At 61.9% G+C, this 18,452-nt stretch carries 18 protein-coding genes and 1 tRNA gene; 8 read left to right on the top strand and 11 right to left on the bottom strand.

Features of this window, described 5'->3' with window-relative positions:
- Positions 1 to 6: 6 nt before the first annotated feature.
- The 3 genes from BMY67_RS01660 to mutS form a co-directional block, all read right to left on the bottom strand.
- Positions 7 to 498: an HNH endonuclease signature motif containing protein gene (locus BMY67_RS01660; protein ID WP_092767684.1), complete on the bottom strand. Its 492-nt coding sequence runs from the start codon at positions 496 to 498 to the stop codon at positions 7 to 9.
- A 48-nt stretch (positions 499 to 546) separates the two neighbouring features.
- Positions 547 to 622 (bottom strand) — tRNA-Gly (locus tag BMY67_RS01655).
- Between the two features lie 227 nt (positions 623 to 849).
- Positions 850 to 3,576, bottom strand: a complete 2,727-nt coding sequence (gene mutS, locus BMY67_RS01650) for a DNA mismatch repair protein MutS (RefSeq protein ID WP_245744913.1) — start codon at positions 3,574 to 3,576, stop codon at positions 850 to 852.
- A 314-nt stretch (positions 3,577 to 3,890) separates the two neighbouring features.
- Here mutS and BMY67_RS01645 point away from each other — a divergent pair, with 314 nt between their 5' ends.
- The 3 genes from BMY67_RS01645 (at position 3,891) to BMY67_RS01635 (ending at position 5,743) form a co-directional block, all read left to right on the top strand.
- Positions 3,891 to 4,433, top strand: a complete 543-nt coding sequence (locus BMY67_RS01645; RefSeq protein WP_092767681.1) for an RNA methyltransferase — start codon at positions 3,891 to 3,893, stop codon at positions 4,431 to 4,433.
- Positions 4,434 to 4,532: 99 nt separating this feature from the next.
- A complete protein-coding gene (locus BMY67_RS01640) occupies positions 4,533 to 4,949 on the top strand; it encodes a hypothetical protein (protein ID WP_092767679.1) in 417 nt (138 codons plus the stop codon).
- Complete coding sequence (locus tag BMY67_RS01635; RefSeq protein ID WP_092767677.1) at positions 4,946 to 5,743, top strand: J domain-containing protein; 798 nt, start codon at positions 4,946 to 4,948, stop codon at positions 5,741 to 5,743. Before BMY67_RS01640 ends, BMY67_RS01635 begins: the two co-directional genes overlap by 4 nt.
- Before the next feature lie 49 nt (positions 5,744 to 5,792).
- Here BMY67_RS01635 and BMY67_RS01630 read toward each other — a convergent pair whose 3' ends face one another.
- Positions 5,793 to 6,566: a TerC family protein gene (locus BMY67_RS01630; RefSeq protein ID WP_092767675.1), complete on the bottom strand. Its 774-nt coding sequence runs from the start codon at positions 6,564 to 6,566 to the stop codon at positions 5,793 to 5,795.
- 42 nt (positions 6,567 to 6,608) lie between these two features.
- Positions 6,609 to 7,097, bottom strand: a complete 489-nt coding sequence (locus tag BMY67_RS01625; RefSeq protein WP_092767673.1) for a YajQ family cyclic di-GMP-binding protein — start codon at positions 7,095 to 7,097, stop codon at positions 6,609 to 6,611.
- 131 nt (positions 7,098 to 7,228) lie between these two features.
- Here BMY67_RS01625 and BMY67_RS01620 point away from each other — a divergent pair, with 131 nt between their 5' ends.
- On the top strand, positions 7,229 to 7,699 hold the full coding sequence (locus BMY67_RS01620) for a GNAT family N-acetyltransferase (protein WP_245744833.1): 471 nt from the start codon (positions 7,229 to 7,231) through the stop codon (positions 7,697 to 7,699).
- Positions 7,700 to 7,768: 69 nt separating this feature from the next.
- Here BMY67_RS01620 and BMY67_RS01615 read toward each other — a convergent pair whose 3' ends face one another.
- Positions 7,769 to 8,071 (bottom strand): Mpo1-like protein, encoded by a 303-nt coding sequence (locus tag BMY67_RS01615; RefSeq protein WP_092767671.1) that lies wholly within the window; start codon positions 8,069 to 8,071, stop codon positions 7,769 to 7,771.
- A gap of 72 nt (positions 8,072 to 8,143) precedes the next feature.
- Between BMY67_RS01615 and BMY67_RS01610 the strand changes: the two genes are divergently transcribed.
- Complete coding sequence (locus tag BMY67_RS01610) at positions 8,144 to 8,608, top strand: PaaI family thioesterase (protein ID WP_092767669.1); 465 nt, start codon at positions 8,144 to 8,146, stop codon at positions 8,606 to 8,608.
- Positions 8,609 to 8,796: 188 nt separating this feature from the next.
- Here the strand turns inward: BMY67_RS01610 and BMY67_RS01605 are convergent, their stop codons facing one another.
- The 3 genes from BMY67_RS01605 to BMY67_RS01595 form a co-directional block, all read right to left on the bottom strand.
- The gene (locus BMY67_RS01605; RefSeq protein ID WP_317040316.1) at positions 8,797 to 9,810 is read right to left on the bottom strand and encodes an NYN domain-containing protein; all 1,014 of its coding nucleotides are present in this window, start codon (positions 9,808 to 9,810) and stop codon (positions 8,797 to 8,799) included.
- 620 nt (positions 9,811 to 10,430) lie between these two features.
- Entirely contained in the window at positions 10,431 to 11,171 is a 741-nt protein-coding gene (locus BMY67_RS01600) for a metal-dependent hydrolase (RefSeq protein WP_092767665.1), read from the bottom strand.
- A gap of 193 nt (positions 11,172 to 11,364) precedes the next feature.
- Positions 11,365 to 11,577 carry a hypothetical protein gene (locus tag BMY67_RS01595; protein ID WP_092767662.1) on the bottom strand — a complete coding sequence of 71 codons (213 nt, stop codon included), beginning with the start codon at positions 11,575 to 11,577 and terminating at the stop codon, positions 11,365 to 11,367.
- A 322-nt stretch (positions 11,578 to 11,899) separates the two neighbouring features.
- Between BMY67_RS01595 and mfd the strand changes: the two genes are divergently transcribed.
- Complete coding sequence (gene mfd, locus BMY67_RS01590; protein ID WP_394333350.1) at positions 11,900 to 15,379, top strand: transcription-repair coupling factor; 3,480 nt, start codon at positions 11,900 to 11,902, stop codon at positions 15,377 to 15,379.
- Between the two features lie 64 nt (positions 15,380 to 15,443).
- Here mfd and BMY67_RS01585 read toward each other — a convergent pair whose 3' ends face one another.
- Both BMY67_RS01585 and BMY67_RS01580 read right to left on the bottom strand, forming a co-directional pair.
- The gene (locus tag BMY67_RS01585; RefSeq protein ID WP_092767658.1) at positions 15,444 to 16,049 is read right to left on the bottom strand and encodes a DUF4276 family protein; all 606 of its coding nucleotides are present in this window, start codon (positions 16,047 to 16,049) and stop codon (positions 15,444 to 15,446) included.
- Between the two features lies 1 nt (position 16,050).
- Positions 16,051 to 17,304: an AAA family ATPase gene (locus BMY67_RS01580; RefSeq protein WP_092767656.1), complete on the bottom strand. Its 1,254-nt coding sequence runs from the start codon at positions 17,302 to 17,304 to the stop codon at positions 16,051 to 16,053.
- 367 nt (positions 17,305 to 17,671) lie between these two features.
- On the opposite strand from BMY67_RS01580, the gene BMY67_RS19240 reads away from it, so the two are divergent.
- Positions 17,672 to 17,836 carry a hypothetical protein gene (locus tag BMY67_RS19240; protein WP_177189644.1) on the top strand — a complete coding sequence of 55 codons (165 nt, stop codon included), beginning with the start codon at positions 17,672 to 17,674 and terminating at the stop codon, positions 17,834 to 17,836.
- 78 nt (positions 17,837 to 17,914) lie between these two features.
- Positions 17,915 to 18,391, top strand: coding sequence for a hypothetical protein (locus BMY67_RS01575; protein ID WP_143069659.1), 477 nt, complete (start codon positions 17,915 to 17,917; stop codon positions 18,389 to 18,391).
- Positions 18,392 to 18,452 lie beyond the last annotated feature (61 nt).

Raw genomic sequence — 18,452 nt, 5'->3', positions numbered from 1 at the left:
AAGCAGTTAGCTTGTTTTTCGCTTCTGATTCTTACCGCGGTAATTGTCGGTCAGCGCATGGCAATTTGGGCAAAGTAACTGCAAATTCTCCAAACGGTGGTCGTTATTTACGCCATTGACGTGGTGCAGCTCCAGCGGAATTGGTTCCCCCAACCACTCCGATAAGGTGCAAGCCTCGCACCTGTGCTCCTTTAAGCCATATTCAATCAACCGCTTACGCAGGCGGAAGGTGGAGGCATAGGTCGAGTTTTCAACCAGAATATCGTCCCAGCAAAAAGGCGTTCCGAACGCCCGAAACCGCTCCCCCTGGTTCCAGGCGGCCCCCGTCCAGTGGCTGGTATCCAGTCCCAGGCGGGCGACGCGGGCGTGTACGGTTTTGTAGTTGCCGCCGGCCGGCACCAGCCCGATGCGGCTGAGCACCTGCCGCACCGAGAGGCACTCGGCTACGGCCTGTTGAAACTCAGCATCGGAGCAAGTACACTTGCGGATATTGGCCATACCGGCAAGAAACGAAAAAACCTGCCGGATGGGGCAGGTTTTTCGTGTTGGAGCGGGAGACGAGGTTCGAACTCGCGACCTCGACCTTGGCAAGGTCGCGCTCTACCAGCTGAGCTACTCTCGCTTGAGATTCAAACGCCCTGGAGCGTTTTGGTGTGACAAAGGTAGTACAGCAAACTGTGAAGTCAAGGCCCGCCCCTAAAAAAAACGATTGCATGAGGCCATTTAGAGGCTTTTGCTTTGATTGTCAGCTAGAAAATTTTTCATCCCCGAGCCCGGCCCTTGCCTAAACCAGCCCCGGCCCGCCGGCCCGACCAGCCAGGAGCCGGGCCGGGCCGCCGGTTCCGGGGGCTATTTGCCGCCACCCGCTGCCAGCTTCAACTCGTTCAGCTTGAGCAAAGCCTCAATCGGAGTCAGCGTATTCACATCAAGTTTCTCCAGCAGTTCGCGCAGCTTTTCCAGCGCTGGGTCGGCCGGCTCGAACATGCTGAGCTGTAAGCTGGGCCGCGGAGCCGAGTGCACGGCGGCGGCCGGCTGGGCTTTGGGGCCAGCCGAACGGACTGCTGCGGGCGTTTCGGCGCGGCCGTTCAGGGGCACTACTTTGCCGCCGGTTACGTCGTCCGCATCCTCATTGAGCCCCACCAACAAATCGTCGAACTCGGTGGGCTGGTCGGTTTCGACGCCGGTAGACGCCCGCTCCTGCTCCAGGTGGTGCATGATTTCGTTGGCCCGCAGCACCACGGCGGCGGGCATGCCGGCCATGCGGGCCACGTGGATGCCGAAGCTGTGCTCGGAGCCGCCCTCGCGCAGCTTGCGCAGGAACAGGATGCGGTTGTCGGCCTCCTTCACGGCCACGTGGTAGTTGCGCACACGGGGGCAGTCGGCGGCCAGCTGGTTGAGCTCGTGGTAGTGGGTGGCAAACAGGGTTTTGGCCCGCGCCCGGGGCGAATTGTGCAGGTGCTCCACGATGGCCCAGGCAATGCTGATGCCGTCGTAGGTGCTCGTGCCCCGCCCGATTTCGTCCATCAGCACCAGGCTTCTATCTGATAAATTATTCAGAATGGACGCCGTTTCGGTCATCTCCACCATGAAGGTACTTTCGCCCTTGCTCAGGTTGTCGGAGGCGCCCACGCGGGTGAAAATCTTATCGATAACGCCCACGTGGGCGGCGTCGGCGGGCACGAAGGACCCTATCTGGGCCAGCAGCACAATCAGGGCCGTCTGGCGTAGCAGGGCCGATTTGCCGGCCATGTTGGGGCCGGTTATCACCACAATCTGCTGCTCGTCCTGGTCGAGGCGCAGGTCGTTGGGGATGTACTGCTCGCCGGGGGGCAGCTGCCGCTCGATTACCGGGTGGCGGCCGGCCGTGATGTCGAGCGTCGTGGAGTCGTCCACGACCGGCTTCACGTAGCGGTGCTGGCGGGCGGTGGCGGCGAACGAGGCCAGACAGTCGGCCACGCCGATGGCGCGGGCGTTCTGCTGCACCTGGGGCACGTACTCGGCAGCCGTGAGCACCAGCTCGGTGTAGATGCGCTGCTCGATGATGAACAGGCGCTCCTCGGCGTTAAGGATTTTCTCCTCGTACACCTTCAGCTCCTCGGTGATGTAGCGCTCGGCATTTACCAGCGTCTGCTTGCGAATCCAGGTGGCCGGCACCTTGTCTTTGTGGGCATTGGTGACTTCGAGATAGTAGCCAAACACCTTGTTGTAGGCCACCTTGAGCGAGGAAATGCCGGTTTCCTGAATGGCCTTCTGCTGGAGCTGGAACAGGTAGTCCTTGCCCGAGCCGGCCATAGCCCGCAGCTCGTCCAGCTCCTTGTCAATATTGTCAAGCAGCACGCCGCCCTGGTTGGTGAGAATGGGCGCGTCTTCCCGGATTTTGAGCTGGATTTCCTCGCGCAACGCGGCACAGGGGTTTAGCTGGTCGGCCAGCTTTTGCAGGGCCTTGATACCCGAGGCGGCCAGCTCGTCGCGGATGGGGCCGATGGCCTCCAGGGCCCGGGCGAGTTGCAGCAGCTCGCGGGGGTTGATGCGGCGCACGGCCACCTTGGAAATCAGCCGCTCCAGGTCGTTGATTTGGCGCAGCTGCTGCTGCAAATTCTCCAGCAGCTCGGGGGTTTGCAACAGGGCCTCCACCGTGTCGAGGCGGCGCTGAATCTGGGCGGGCTCTTTGAGCGGCAGCACCACCCACTTGCGCAGCAGCCGCGCCCCCATGGGCGTAATGGTCTGGTCGAGAATATCAATCAGCGGCACGCCACCGGGATGCTGGGCCTGCACCAGCTCCAGGTTGCGCACCGTGAACCGGTCGAGCCACACGTACTTGTCCTCCTCCAGCCGCCCGATGCTGCCGATGTGGCCCACGTCGGTGTGCTTGGTTTCGGCCAGGTAGTGCAGCACGCAGCCGGCCGCCGTAATGCCTTCGCGCAGCCCCTCAATGCCGAAACCCTTGAGCGAGGTGGTGTTGAAGTGCCGCGTGAGCTGCTCGTAGCCGTAGTCGTGGCCGAACACCCATTCTTCGAGCGTGTTGTGGCAGTAGTCGGGACCGAAATGGCCCTCGAACTCCTGGCGGCTTTTCTTGCAGAACAGCACCTCGGCCGGCTGGAAGTTCTGCAGCAGCTTGCCCAGATACTCCACCGTGCCCTGGGCCACCAGAAACTCGCCGGTACTGATATCCAGAAAACTAATGCCGGCCTCCTGCTTGCCAAAATGCACGGCGCAGAGGTAGTTGTTGCTGCGGCGCTCCAGCACGTTGTCGTGCAGACTCACGCCCGGCGTTACGAGCTCCGTTACGCCGCGCTTCACCAGGCCCTTGGCCTGCTTGGGGTCTTCGAGCTGGTCGCAGATGGCTACGCGCTGCCCGGCCCGCACCAGCTTGGGCAAATACGTATCGAGCGAGTGGTGCGGGAAGCCGGCCAGCGGGGTTTCTGAGGGCGTACCGGCCCCGCGCTTGGTGAGCGTAATATCCAGGATGCGCGAGGCCGTCACGGCATCCTCGCCGAAGGTTTCGTAGAAGTCGCCCACCCGGAACAGCAGCACGGCCCCGGGGTAGGTCTGCTTGAGCTGCTGGTACTGCTTCATCAGCGGCGTATCGGCCACGGCGGGCGGCCCCAGCGTGCCGTGCGTTCTGACGGGCTTTTTCTCTTTGAGGACTTTCAAATCAGGTGCCTGTTGATAGTTGATAGTTGCCGGTAACGTTGTTCTGGCGTTGCGCCTCACCCCCCGGCCCCCTCTCCAGGGGGAGAGGGGGAGCCACGGTAGCACGTTCTGGCGGCGGTTCCAGTCCAGCAGCCGTTGAACGTACCCCCTCTCCTTTTTCGGAGAGGGGGCCGGGGGGTGAGGCGCAACGCCAGAATAACACCCCGCGCCCCGGCAGGCGTTCCTACCTTTGCCGGATGCGCAAACTCTCGATGGATGAACTGAACCGGCTGACGGTGGCCGACTTCAAAAATACGCGAAAATTCCCCCTCACCCTCGTGCTCGACAACGTGCGCAGCCTGCACAACGTGGGCGCGGCCTTCCGCACCGCCGACGCCTTCGCGGTCGAGAAAATCTGGCTCTGCGGCATCACCGGCCGCCCGCCGCACCGCGACATCACCAAAACGGCCCTGGGTTCCACTGAGTCGGTGGTCTGGGAGTATGCGCCCACTACCCTGGAGGCGCTGCTTCAGTTGAAAGCGGCCGGCTACGTGCTGGTAGCGGTGGAGCAAACCACGGAAAGCATACTGCTGGCCGACTTCATCATAGCAGCTGATCAGCCCTACGCGCTGGTGATGGGCAATGAAGTGTTCGGGGTCGATGATGAAGTGCTGGCGCTATGCGACGCCGCCGTGGAAATCCCACAATTTGGCACCAAGCACAGCCTGAACGTGAGCGTAGCAGCCGGCGTGGTACTATGGGAGTTTATTGGCGCAATGAGCGGAGGAAGAGCTAGCTGAAGCGCTAAAGCCTGTTTACAGCTTATCGGGCGGCTTTTTGTTGCTCTCCAGCCGCTGCCCAAAGCTGGTGAATGGCACTCCTACCTTATCTTGCCACCAATGCCTGACTTCCTCCGCCCCGATGCCGCCCTGCTGGCCCTGCGCCCCGTGGTGGCAGCCGAAACCACCGCCACGCCCGCCACGCCCGGCGACTTCCTGCATGCCACGCTGCGGCCCGTGCTCAAGCTCCAGAACCCACTGCTACTGGCCGTGGTAGCCGATTTTGTGCGCGACCACCACGTTCCGCTGCCCTCGGCCGCTCCTGCCGACCAAGTGCGGTTGCTGGCCGAGCTGCTGGGCCGCAACACCAAGCTGCGCTACACGGTAGTGGGGCTGATAACCGGCCTGTTCACAACCGCCGAAACGGCTTTCTACCGCCAGCACCGTCCCGAACTGAACCGCCGGCTGCTGGAGCTGGCCACCCGCCGGGTGCAGGACCAGGCCGCCGCCGTGGCCGCCCTCTGCCTGGTCCCATGAGCACGCACTACGCCACGCTGGGTCTGCCCGCCAGTGCCAGCGCGGCGGATATCCGGCGGGCGTACCGGCAACTGGTCTGGATTACGCACCCCGACCGCACCCCCGACCCGGCCGCCCACGCCCGCTACCTGGCCGTGAACGATGCCTACGAGGTGCTGAGTAACCCCGCCCGCCGCGCTGCCTACGACGCGGCCCTGGAGTGGCGGGCCACGGCGGCCCAAAGGCCCGCCCCACGGCCGGCCCCGGCCACGCCGCCGCGCCCCACTGCCCCGCACCATCGTCCGCCGGCCGGTTTCCGGCGGCCCCCCAAGTCCCCGCTACACGTGCTGTATGCGGCGCAGTTTGCGCGGGCGCTGCCAAAGTTTCGGGTGGTAGCCTGGCTTAGCCTGCTGGTTGCGCTGGCCGTGCTGATTGACTGCGGCCGCTCGCAACTACTGGCCAATGAGAGCATCAGGCAGATTGACTACCCCGGCAAACGCGAGTTTGTAGCCACCACCGATAATGCCCGCATCCGAAGCCAGGCCGACGTAGAGCTGGCGGTCGGCGATTTACTCGACGTGTATCAGACGCCCTGGCTGGGCAAGGTCCGGGAGGTGCACGTGAAGTCGGGCGCCACGCAGGGCAGCCAGTTCACAGTCAACAACTTCCGGATGGTGTGGCTGCTGTCTTTGGTAGTGCTGGCCACGGCCGGGGCAGTGCTGTCGGGGCAGTTCCGACCCGACCAGGCTTTCTCGGCGGGCTTCGTGAATTGCGTGGGCCTGTTCTTCCTCGGAATCTGTTTGCTGGTAATTTAAAAGTGAGAGGTGAGACGGTAGCACTGTCTCACCTCTCACTGTCTCACTTCTAATCATACGGCGAGTCGCGCAGGTGCACGGGCGGGGCTTTTTTGCGCAGGCGCATGTTCAGTAGCTCGACCAGCAGCGAGAAGGCCATGGCGAAGTAGACGTAGCCCTTCTCGATTTCCTTGTGGAAAGCTTCCATCACCAGCAGTACGCCAATCATAATCAGGAACGACAGGGCCAGCATTTTGATGGTGGGGTTGCGGTTGACGAAATCGGCCACCACGCCCGAGAAGGCAATCATCACACCCATCGACAAAATCACGGCCAGAATCATAATCAGCACGTTGTCCACCAGGCCCACGGCCGTCAGAATGGAATCGAAGCTGAAGACGATGTCGATGAGGATGATCTGAAAGATAATGTTGAGCATGTTGGCGCGGCCCGCCCCGGCCTGGGTTTCCTCCTCCTCCTCGCCCTGCAGCTTGGTATGGATTTCGGTGGTGCTCTTGCCAATCAGAAACAGGCCGCCGGCCAGCAGAATCAGGTCGCGCCCGCTCACGCCAAACGGCTCGTCGAGCCAGGGCAGGTTGAGCGTGAACAGCGCCGCCTTCAGCCCCACAATCCAGCTGATGCTCAGCAGCAGCCCAATGCGGCAGACGAGCGCCAGCAGCAGCCCGATGGTGCGCCCGCGCGCCTGCAGCTCGCGCGGCAGCCGGTTGACGATGATGGAAATAAAGATAATGTTGTCGATGCCCAGCACGATTTCCATGAACGTGAGCGTGAGCAGACTCACCCAAGTATGGGCCTGGGAGAAAACCGAGAAGTCGAAGTGCATCGGGCGTTGCTAGCGAATTTCTGAGGGCTGGTGCCGTCCCCCCTACTTCATGTTCACGAACTGTAGGGGCTGGCCGATGTCGGCGCTGCGGAGCACGGCAATGGCGGCCTGCAGCTCGTCGATTTTCTTGGCCGATACGCGCACCTGGTCGTCCTGCATCTGGGCCTCCACTTTCACTTTGGCGTCTTTGATGGCCTTGATGATTTTGCGGCCCGCGTCCTTATCGATGCCGGCGCGCACCTTCACGGTTTTCTTCATCATCGTGCCGCTGGCCTGGGCTTCGGCCGTGAAGTCGAGGGCCGTGCCGTCGATGCCCTGCTTAACAAGGCGGGTGAGCACAATGTCTTCGAGGGCCCGGATGCGCATATCGTTTTCCGAGGTGAGGGTGATGACATTGGTTTTCTTGTCGAGCTCGATGCCGCCCTTGGTGTCGCGCAGGTCGTAGCGGGTCTGGAGCTCTTTTTTGGCCGTGTTCACCGCGTTTTCAAGGGTTTGCGGGTCCACTTTGCTCACGATGTCGAAAGAAGGCATAGGAAGAAGGAAAAATGAAGGAAGGGGAAAGAGTACCTTAACGCAGAAACGGCCGCCAAAGATAGGGGCGCGCCGCCGGCCGGGCTGCCAAGGTAGCCTTTGCGCTTTATTCCCCTACGTACGCGCCGCGCATGTCCAACATCTTGCCCATCATCACGCCCCAGACACCCGCCCACTGGGCCGCCTACTACCGCCTCCGCTACGAAGTATTGCGCCAGCCCTGGCAGCAGCTCCCCGGCTCGGAGCGCGCCCCCGACGACGACGCGCCCACGACCACCCACGCCCTGCTGCTGGCCCCCGGCGCGGCAGCCGGCAGCGCGGCGCCGGAAGCCGTGGGGGTGGGCCGGCTGCACGCGTCGGGCCCCGGGCAGGGGCAGCTGCGCTTTATGGCCGTAGCGCCCGCCTGGCAGGGCCGCGGCGTGGGCCGGCATCTGCTGGCCCACCTCGAAGCCGCCGCCCGTCAGCAGCAGCTGTCCGAGCTCATCCTGCACGCCCGCGCCGAAGCCGTGCCGTTCTACGAGCGGGCCGGCTACGCCGTGGTAGCGCCCTCCCACCTGCTCTTCGGCCAAATCCCGCACTTTCTGATGCGCAAGGTTTTATAGAGCTGCAAGCTACAGGCTGCAAGCTGATGTTGAACGTCAGCTTGCAGCCTGTAGCTTGCAGCTCTATAATTAAAACTTCTCCCGGCCGCGCAGCAGGTCGAAGTAGAGGCGGAAGTCGCCGAGCAGGGAAAGCAGGGGGTGCTGGAAGGTGGCGGGGCGGTTGCGCTCGACGAAGAAGTGGCCCACCCAGGCAAAGCCGTAGGCCGCTACTACGCCAGCCAGTAGCAGCCACGGCCGCGCAAGCAGCAGGGCCGCGAGCAGCAGCGCCAGAAACAGCGTAGTACCCACGAAATGCAGGATGCGCGTGCCCCGGCGGCTATGCTCGCGCAGGTAGCGGGGGTAAAACTCGGCGAAGGTGAGCGAGCTGGCCATAAGCAGGGCAATAGCGGATGGAGAATGTAAAGTACTTACCTTTTCCAACTCATCCCAGCTCTACTCCGCCCCATGGATACCCCGCCCGATATCAGCACGCTCATTGCCACCTACAACCAGATAAACCACTACGGCCGCGCCAACGGCATGACGCTGCACGTCGACCAGCCGGGCAACATCCGCTACACCATGCGCGTGCTCAACGAGCACCTCTCCTCGCCCAACACCTGCCACGGCGGCGTGCTGGCCGGCCTCATGGATGCGGCCCTGGGCGCGGCGGCCCTCTCGCTGGCCTTCACGGCGGCCGAGCTGGTGTCCACGGTCGAGTTCAAGATGAACTACTTCCACCCGGTGCACCTGCACGACGAGCTGGAAGCCCACGGCAGCATCGAGCACGCCGGCAAAACCCTGATTGTGAGCACCACCACCATCCGCTGCCTTACCCGCAACAACCTCGTGGTGGCTCGCGGCCTGGGCACCTTCAACCGCTACCCCGCCACCAAGCGCGACTTCCGCGACTTGCTGTTTCCTTCTTGAGCTGTTAGCTGTTAGCTGTTAGCTGTTAGCTGTTAGCTGTTAGCTGTTAGCTGTTAGCTGTTAGCTGTTAGCTGAAAAACGACAAAGACCCCGCACGGTTGAGTGCGGGGCCTTCTTTTTAGGCGAAAGCAAAGTCTTTCTGAACGAAAGCTAACAGCTAATAGCTCTCAGCTAACAGCTCAAAAAAACTACATGCGCTCGGGCGAGCTGGCCGATTCGTGCTCACGCTCGTCGCCGTAGCCATCCTCGTCGTCTTCGTCCTCGTCGCGGTCCATGATGGGCGGGGCATCGACTTTGCGCACGTTGCGGGCGCAGTCTTCGTCGCGGTGGTTGCGGCCTACCGTGAACTCCACCCAGTCGCCTTCCTGCAGCTCGTTGAAGTCGCCCTCGGCCATATCGGCGTAGCTGAAGAACAGGTTGTTGGGCGGCATCACCACGAAGCCGAAGCCGTTTTTAAGGTTTTTGATGGTGCTCATGCCAATGGTACCAACCGGGCCGGCAGCCGTGGGGCCGGTGGGGCGCACGGGCTTGGTGCTGGGGAAAGCGGCCGGCTCGGGCGTGTTCACAAACAGCGACTCAATCAGGTCGTCGCCGTCGGTGAGGCCCTGGTCGATGATTTCGTGCATCTGCACCGGGTAAGTGGCCTGGTCGAGCAGCTGCTGCGAGGCGCGCGTTACGCGGTTTTCGCCCTTGAAATCGGTGTACTTGAAGTCCCAGTTGAGCAGCATGACGCGCGTGCCCACGGTGTTGAGCTTCTTGATGAGGGGCGCGTAGTCCGAGTCGCCGGCGATAAGCACCACCACGTCGAGGCTCTTGTGGATGGACAGTTCCAGGGCCTCCAGCGACAACCACACGTCGATGCCCTTTTCCTGCAGACGGCCGTCGCGGGTTTTCAGGGGCATGTAGTGGGTGGCGATGCCCATGTTCATGAGGATATCGTCGAGGAGCCGGTCGTGGAACAGGCGGTCCTTGTCGCGGGCCTCAGTGGCCGAGAGGCGGCCGCGGAAGAAGTGCGAGTCGATGATCTGGCTCAGGCGCACGTCGACATCCTCTTCTTCGGCTACCTGATGACGGATAAACTCATGCAGGCCTTCGAGGCTGATACGGGCTTTACGATCGTGCTGGAAGTAGTAGTAATCACTGATTTTCAGGAAATAGTTGCCATCATAGAAAATACCAATCCTGATCAGCGGGCTATTCATCTGGTTCATAAAGAAATCTGGTTAAGCGCGAAAAAAGTATGCGGAATGGTTGTGGTCGAAAGAAGAACGGTTAGCTACACAGCCGAAGCCGGAGTAAAGGTACAGGTTGTTGCGGTTCCGATAGAACGCCGGCCCATGGCGGAAATGGAGCGCCTGCATCCGGCAGCGGAGCGGAGGGCCAGCTAAACCGCTTATCGGGGCAACTGGCTGGCCGGTTGAAAACCCGCGGCCACGGGACTGCTTGCAGGGGTTGCTACCGGGCACTGGCTGGTAGAACCGCTTATAAAGTGATTACGAATTGCAGTGCAATAGTAAAGCATATCCGGCTTTTAAGCCAATCTATAGAATACTAATTTCTTAATATCCCTTAACTGGCCGCGGCTGGCTGCCCTGATGGTCACCGTATTCTGCCGAACGTTCCTGTATAAATCCAATTACCTTCCTCCTCTCCTGTTCCCACCGACTGCGGGGCTTTTGAGTTAGACCGACGAAAGATACCTTTCAACACTAAGCTCGGCCGCAGAATTCGGTCAAACCAGTATTTTCACTGTCCAACCTCCTCTTTCAGCAGACAAACCGAATTGACCATCCCGGCTGGCCGCGCTGCCGGCCCCTGCGCGTCAGAACTGCAACCGGCCCACCACCAGGCCCAGCACCAGCGCCCCATACACGACGCAGATAATCACTTCGAGCATGTTGCCGCTCCCCGAGCCGGTGCGGATAAGCGGGATTCCCAGGCTCCGGTCGAACACGGGCATAAACCACTTCACGCCCGCTTTGGTGAGCGAGTCGGCCAGCAGGTGCGAGAGGTAGCCGCCGCCCGCAAACAGGGCCACGCCGTGCCAGCCCAGGCTCTGGTTGGCCAGGTGGCCGATGTAGGTCCAGGCCCCCGCCGCCCAGATGGTGTGGGTGTAGGAGCGGTGGCTGGTGAAGGGCGCCAGCGCAATAAAGCAGCCCAGCATACTGAGCCACACGAAGCCCGTGTACAGCCCCGCCACCACCGTGCACAGGCCCGTAAACAGCAGCGCCAGCTTGCGGGTGGCCTCGCCCTGCATGGCCGCGCCCACCAGCCCGAAGGCCAGCGCCACCGTGAAGGCCAGCCGCCGGTCGGGGCCGGGGGTGAGCTGCCACTGGGCATAGGCCGCCACCACGGCGGCCACGGCCACAAAGGCCCAGCGCACGTAATTCTGGGCGAAGCCGAGCCGCTTGCTAAGCCGGGAGTTGGGGTGGTCGAGGTCGGGAGCCAGGGCCGAGAAGCCGGCCAGGGCAATACCGGCCGGCGAGAAGGGCACGCCCGGCACGAGGCCCGCTACGGCCACGCCGGTAATCAGGCCAATGGCCAGGTGAGAAGAACCGCGCAATTGTAGGGGGAGGAAATGAACGGTTACAAAGGAACGTCATGCTGAGCGAAGGCGAAGCCGTAGTCGAAGCCGTAGTCGAAGCATCTCTACCGCAGTGCTAGTTTCTAACGGCAGGATTACTGTTACACGCGAGATGCTTCGACTACGGCTTCGCCTTCGCTCAGCATGACGTTCCGGGCTTAATTTCTATATCCTAAAAACTTCCCCCGCTGCCTTTCAGGCCGCTGCGCATATCCTGCACCTGGTTTTCGAGGTGGGCCAGGCACTGGCGGAAGGCATTTTCGGCCTGGGCCTGCTCCTGCTCGGGCAGGGGGCCATCCTGCTGCACGTGCTCGCATATCAGCCGGAGCTGCTGCACGATGCCGTTCCACTCCTGCTCGCCCGGGGCTGGTTGCTTGTCTGCCATAGCTTTACGTGCGGGGCCGCCGCTGGTGCCGCGTGAGGCCGGAAGGTACGACGCGAACAAGTAAAAGCGGCGGAAACTTTCGGGGGCCGGCGGTGGTATTGACTAGCGCGCCCGCCGCGCCGTGTGCCCGTACTGCCCGACCGGATTTCCCTCCGGCCGGGCTTCTACCGTTGCCGGCCGCACTAGGTTTGCCGTGCCTTTACTCTGACTTTCGCCTTAGCCGCTCCTCCCTTTGCAGGTTTCCGACTTCCTCAAGCTCTACCTCCTCGACCCCACCGTGCTGACCGTGGGCGCCCGCCTCAACCCGGCCACCCGCCGCTCGCTGGACAAAGCCGCTGACACCGAGGCCCCCGCCCGCCTGCACCTGCGCGGGCTGGTGGGCTCCCAGGATGCCGTGCTGGCCGCCGCGCTGCACCAGGCCTACCCCCAGCAGCCCCAGCTCTTCATCCTCCACGACCGCGACGAGGCCGCCTACTTCCTGGCCGACCTCCAGCACCTGCTGCCCGACGAGGAGCCGCTCATGTTCCCCAGCTCCTACAAGCGGCCGTATGCGTTCGACGAAACGGAAAACGCCAACGTGCTGATGCGGGCCGAGGTGCTGAACCGGTTGAACTCGCGCACCCCACCCCCCGACCCCCTCCCCTCCGGGAGAGGGGGAGCCAGTCCCGATAAAAAACCAAAGTCTGATGTAAATATATCTGAGGACAATCGTCAGGCTCCCCCTCTCCCGGAGGATGTCGCGCATCAAGCGAGGGCGGGGTCGGGGGGTGGGGTGGGCGCCCTCATCGTCACCTACCCCGAGGCCCTGTTCGAGAAAGTTATCAACAAGAAAAGCCTGGTGGCCAACACGTTTATCGTGAAGGTGGGCGACAAGCTCGATGTCAACTTCATCAGCGAGATGCTGGCCGAGTACGACTTTGAGCGGAGCGACTTCGTGTACGAGGCGGGGCAGTTCGCGGTGCGCGGCGGCATCGTGGACATTTTCTCCTACGCCAACGAGCTGCCTTACCGCATCGAGCTGTTCGGGGATGAGGTGGAGACGATTCGCACGTTTGACCCCGAGAGCCAGCTGTCGGTGGACAAGAAGAGCCAGGTGAGCATCATCCCCAACGTGCAGACCAAGCTGTTGCAGGAGACGCGGGAGGCGTTTCTCGATTTCATTCCGGCCGATACGGCCATCTGGGCCAAGGACCTGCGCCAGACGCTGGACGTGGTTACGGAGTCTTTTGAGCGGGCCGAGGCCAACTTTCAGGAGCTGCTGGCCGGGGCGGCGGGGATGCAGATTGTGAGCAAGCCGGCCGATTTGTTTGAGTCGGGCAAGAGCTTCAAGAAGCTGCTGGAAGGCTTCGCGGTGGCCGAGTTTGGCAAGCGGTTCTACTTCAAGAGCGGCGAGGAGTTTCAGTTCGCGGCCCGGCCCCAGCCCAGCTTCAACAAGGACTTCCAGCGCCTGCTCAAAAACCTCAACGAGTACCAGGCCCAGGGCTACACCAATATCATCGCCGCCGAATCGGTGCGGCAGGCCGACCGGCTGCGCACCATTTTCGACGAGCTCGACAACAACGTGCAGTTCCAGCACCTGCTGCTGGGCCTGCGCGAAGGGTACATCGACGAGACGCTGAAGCTGCTCGTGTACACCGACCACCAGCTGTTCGAGCGGTTTTACCGGGCCCAGGAGGGCCGCAAGTTCTCCAAGAAAAAGGCCCTTACGCTCAAGGAGCTGCGCACCCTGGTACCCGGCGACTACGTAACCCACCAGGACTACGGCATCGCCCGGTTCGCGGGCCTCACCCAGGTGGAGATAAACGACCGGATGCAGGAGGCCATCCGGCTGATTTACCGGGATGATGACGTGCTGACCGTGAGCATTCACGCCCTGCACAAGATTGCCAAGTACAGCGGGGCCGAGGGCACGCCGCCCACCATGAGCAAGCTGGGCTCGCCGGAGTGGGAAAACAAGAAAAAGGCCGTCAAGAAGAAGGTGAAGGACATTGCCGCCGAGCTGATTCGGCTCTACGCCAAGCGCAAAACCGCCCCCGGCCACGCCTTCGCCCGCGACTCGTTTATGCAGGCCGAGCTGGAGTCGAGCTTCATCTACGAAGACACCCCCGACCAGGGCAAGGCCACCGAAGACGTGAAGCACGACATGGAGCAGCCCCACCCCATGGACCGGCTGGTGTGCGGCGACGTGGGCTTCGGCAAAACCGAAATTGCCATCCGGGCCGCGTTTAAGTCGGTGGCCGATGGCAAGCAGGTGGCCGTGCTGGTGCCCACCACCATTCTGGCCATGCAGCACTATAAAACGTTTCGGGAGCGGCTCTCGGCCCTGCCCGTAACGGTGGAGTACGTCAACCGCTTCAAGAGCACCAAGCAGATAAAGGAGACGCTGGGCCGGGTGGCCGAGGGCAAAACCGACATCCTCATCGGCACCCACCGCCTCACCAACAAAGACATCAAGTTCAAGGACCTGGGCCTGCTCATTATTGATGAGGAGCAGAAGTTCGGCGTCAAGACCAAGGACAAGCTCAAGGAGCTGAAGGTGAACGTGGATACGCTCACGCTCTCGGCCACGCCCATTCCGCGCACCCTGCACTTCTCGCTGATGGGCGCGCGCGATTTGAGCGTGATTGCCACGCCCCCGCCCAACCGCCAGCCGGTGCAAACCGAGCTGCACGTGTTCGACGAGCTGCTGATTCGCGACGCCGTGGCCCGCGAAATCAAGCGCGGCGGGCAGGTGTTTTTCGTGCACAACCGCGTCAAGGACATCGAGGAGCTGGCCGGCATGATTGTGCGCCTCGTGCCCGATGCCCGCGTGACCTACATTCATGGGCAGATGGAGGGCGACAAGCTCGAAAAGCGCATGATGAAGTTCGTGGACGGCGAGTACGACGTGCTGGTGAGCACCAACCTCATCGAAAGCGGCCTCGACATTCCCAACGCCAACACCATCATCATCAACCGCGCCCACCTGTTTGGCCTGAGCGACTTGCACCAGATGCGGGGCCGCGTGGGCCGCTCGAACAAAAAGGCCTACTGCTACCTGCTCACGCCCCCGGTGGCCGGTTTGCCCTCCGATGCCCGCAAGCGCCTGAGCACGCTCGAAGAATTCTCCGACCTCGGCGACGGCTTCAAGGTGGCCATGCGCGACCTCGACATTAGGGGCGCGGGCAACCTGCTGGGCGGCGAGCAGTCGGGCTTCATCAACGACCTGGGCTTTGAAACCTACCACCAGATTCTGGATGAGGCCGTGACCGAGCTCAAGGAAACCGAGTTCCGCGACCTGTTCCTCGGCGACCCCACCCAGCGCCTGCAAGAGGCCGCCAAGCCCGCCGGCGTGCAGGAGTGCAACATCGAAACCGACCTCCAGGTGCTCATCCCCGACACCTACGTGAGCAACGTGTCGGAGCGGCTGCAACTCTACAGCAAACTCGACCGCGCCAAAGGCCCTGAGCAGCTCCAGAAGCTGCTCTCCGGCATGACCGACCGCTTCGGCCCGCTGCCGCCCGAAGTGGAGCAGCTGGCCGACATCGTGCGCCTGCGCTGGCAGGGCCGCCACGCCGGCTTCGAGCGCCTGAGCTACAAGAAAAACGTGCTCAAGGGCTACATCCCGGCCGAAAACAACGAGGCCTACTTCCAGGGCGACACCTTCGGTAACATCCTCTCCTACGTGCAGACCCACCCCAACTCGGCCAGCATGAAGGAGCGCAAGCAGCAGCTCGTCTTCAGCATCAGCCACGTGCCCAGCGTGGCCGCCGCCAAGCGCCTGCTCAGCGAGCTAGGCAGCGAGGAGCCGGTGGGGGTGTAGGAGGATTGAGGATTATTCTAAAGCAAAAAGCCGCGCTTCCAGATTGGAAAGGCGGCCTTTTGCTTTACAACAGCGCCAGCCCTTGGCAGAAATCCTGAAAGCTTGGCGACTTATTCGCCGGTATATCCAAGTGTGGGGCAATAGATTCAGCCCACCGTACTTTCCCTTTTTTAGCCCGCGCATCTGCTTTTTGCAAAACGCGCAGCAAGGTTTCCCACGCGTCAGGAATTGTGTCAGGGTCGGCGGGCAAGCCACTGAAATGATGCGCGTGCACCCGTGCATAAGCCGCCTGAATAGCCTGTCGGTCCCCTAGAAACCAGGCTTCCAACTCCTGCACAGCCAACGCATTCAGCACATAAAATACTTGCCCGGCCGATGCCTGGGCGTAGCTTAACAGCCCCGCAGTGGCCGCCGAAGCCTCCATTTGGGCCAGCCGACGGGCGGCTATGCCATCCGCATCCAGCAATACCACGATGCGCAAATCCTGCTGGCCAGGCTGACTGATACGACGCCGGTAGCCTTTCAGTAGGTCAGTGAGTTGGTGCAGCAAATCGGTACAGCCCTCAAACACCCGAAACCTGGCAACGTAATGCGGCGGCAGGAGCTTCGGCACCAGGATTTTCAACGCTGCCTCTGCCGACTCTTCTTCTAGGAGAAATTCGACGCGCATCTTACTCCTGGGTTGACGTAGCAGAAGGGGAAGCCAGCGGGTCGCCTACCTCAAAGAAGTTTCGCGACCACAGATAGCCCAGTGGCGAACCTTCCTCCACCATGGCCACGATGTCGGGCATATCGGCCACCCTGGACGCCTGCGTGTACCCGTCGGCTCCCCGGTGCAGAATCCAGACCTGCTCCGGTTCCATACTGTTCAACAAAGCCGGCGAATGGGTAGCCACCAGCAGCTGCCGCGTTTCGGTAGCCTTCAGTAGTTCCTCCGCCAAGCGGGGTAGCAGGCGTGGGTGCAACTCGTTTTCCGGCTCCTCCAGGCCCAGCAGGCCGGTGGCATTGGGCTCGTAGAGCAGCGTCAGCAGGGCCGCCAGCCGCATCGTGCCGTCCGACATATACTGCGCCGGCAGCGGCTTCTCAAACGCCATATCCTTAAAACGGAGCAGCAGCCGCTCGTCGGACGTTATTTCCGGCACCACGTCGGCCAGCTGCGGCACCCAGCGCCGGAGCTGCGCCGTAATGCGGGCCAGCGCCTCGGGGTGACGCTCGTGCAGGTAGTACAGGACGTTGGGCAAGTTGTCGCCGTTGGACGACAGCTTCTCCTGCGGCCCGGCATCGGAGTAGCCCTTTAAGTGGTCGTCAGTGAGGTGGATAAAACGGTAGGACTGGAGTAAATCCTTGACAGAATGTGCGTAAGGGCTAATTCTGAGATTGTATGCAAAAGCATACCCCAGCATTGAGGTTCCTACACCACTCAGATAAACTTGCTTGTTGTCCGAAGGCACTTCTCTGCCTTCTTTATCATGATCCGAATTAATCAATTCAGAGGTTAGTCCGGTGGTAGTGCCTTTTTCCGACGGGAAGGCTTTGAAGAGTTTACCATTCCCAAATACTCGACCATCTGGCAAGTAGAATCCTTCTTCTGATATACTGAGCTTACTATCATCTCCATCTATGATTAGATAATATCTAATCAGCCCTGATTCAGTATCCAACTCCACCTCAAACTCAATCGGCCCCTCCTGCCCCCGCGTGCGCATGCCGGCAAACCGGTTCCGCTTTTCCCAGGCTTGTTGCAGGTTGCCGCTCACCGCTTCTGCCAGAAACGCCAGCGCGTCGAGGACCGTGGATTTGCCGCTGCCGTTGGGGCCGATGAGCACCGTCAGCGGCATCAGGTCGCGCAGCTCTACGTCGCGCAGAGCACGGTAGTTTTTGATGCGCAGGTAGGTGAGGCGGGGGTAGCCGGGGGCGTCGGTCATGGGGCAAAGGGGTAGTTGCTACAAAGTACGGGTTTATGTATGTAGAGTACATACAGCGTGCTACGGCGTGCATTGCCAATCAAACCTACCACGCCCCGCATGCAGCCTACAACGCGGCCAGTTGAACCCATAACGTGGCCAATTGAACATATAACGTGAGCATTCGAAGCCATAACGCGGCCAGCTGAACCTATAACGTGAGCGTTCGAACCCATAACGCGGCCGATTGAACCTATAACGTGGCGAGTTGAACCCATAACATGGCCGTTGAAGTCGTCGCGGGGCGGAGTGGGGTCGTAGCGGGCGCTGGTAGGCCTGTCGCGGGGGTGGCGGCCGAAATATTCCTGGGCTTCGCTGACGCATCGTATTGCGGCAGTTTCTATATTACGGCTGTAAATTCCCTAACCCTCATACCCTTATTAACGATACCCAACGGGCGAAGCTGGCCATGCTGCAAGCCACCCTGGCCGTGCTCGACCAGCACGCCGACCTCTACGCCACCAACCAGGCCCTCGGCAAAGCCCACGATTAGCTGGCCGCCCTCGTCGCGGCCCTCGACCCCACCGCCGACCTCCAGCGCAACGCCGTGACGCCCGCCCAGCCCGGCGCCGTGAAAAAGCAAACCAAGCAGCTACTGGCCCGGCGCGCCGCCGAAGTCGCCGCCGCCCTGCTGGCCCTGGCCGACGAGCAGGACGATATCAACCTGCACACCGACGCCGACTACACCGAAAAGCAGCTCCAGCGCCAACCCGACAACGACCTGCTGCGCATCGGGGCCAACCTGCACCGCCGCGCCACCGAGCACGCCCAGCCCCTGGCCCGGCAAAACGTAACGCCCCAGGAGTTCCAGGACCTGCAAGCCGCCCTCGACACCTTCCGCCAGGAGCTCACCACGCCCCGCACCGCCGTAGCCACCGGCAAGGCCCTCAAGCAACAAATCAGCACCGACCTGCGCCAGGCCAACAACCTGCTCCGCAACCGCCTCGATAAGTACCTGCTGCGCTACCAGCGCCCCCAGCCCGCCTTCTACACCGCCTACCAGTCGGCCCGCCAAACGATTAACACGGCCGCCCGGAGCGAGAAGTGAGGTGGTGAGGTGGTGAGGTGGTGATTTGGGGAGAAGTGAGAAAAGGAACGTCATTCTGAGC

Source organism: Hymenobacter actinosclerus (genome assembly GCF_900111515.1).
GTDB classification, from domain to species: Bacteria; Bacteroidota; Bacteroidia; order Cytophagales; family Hymenobacteraceae; genus Hymenobacter; species Hymenobacter actinosclerus.
The sequence above is the reverse complement of the archived record's forward strand: the minus strand, read 5'-3'. Positions and strand labels throughout refer to the sequence as shown.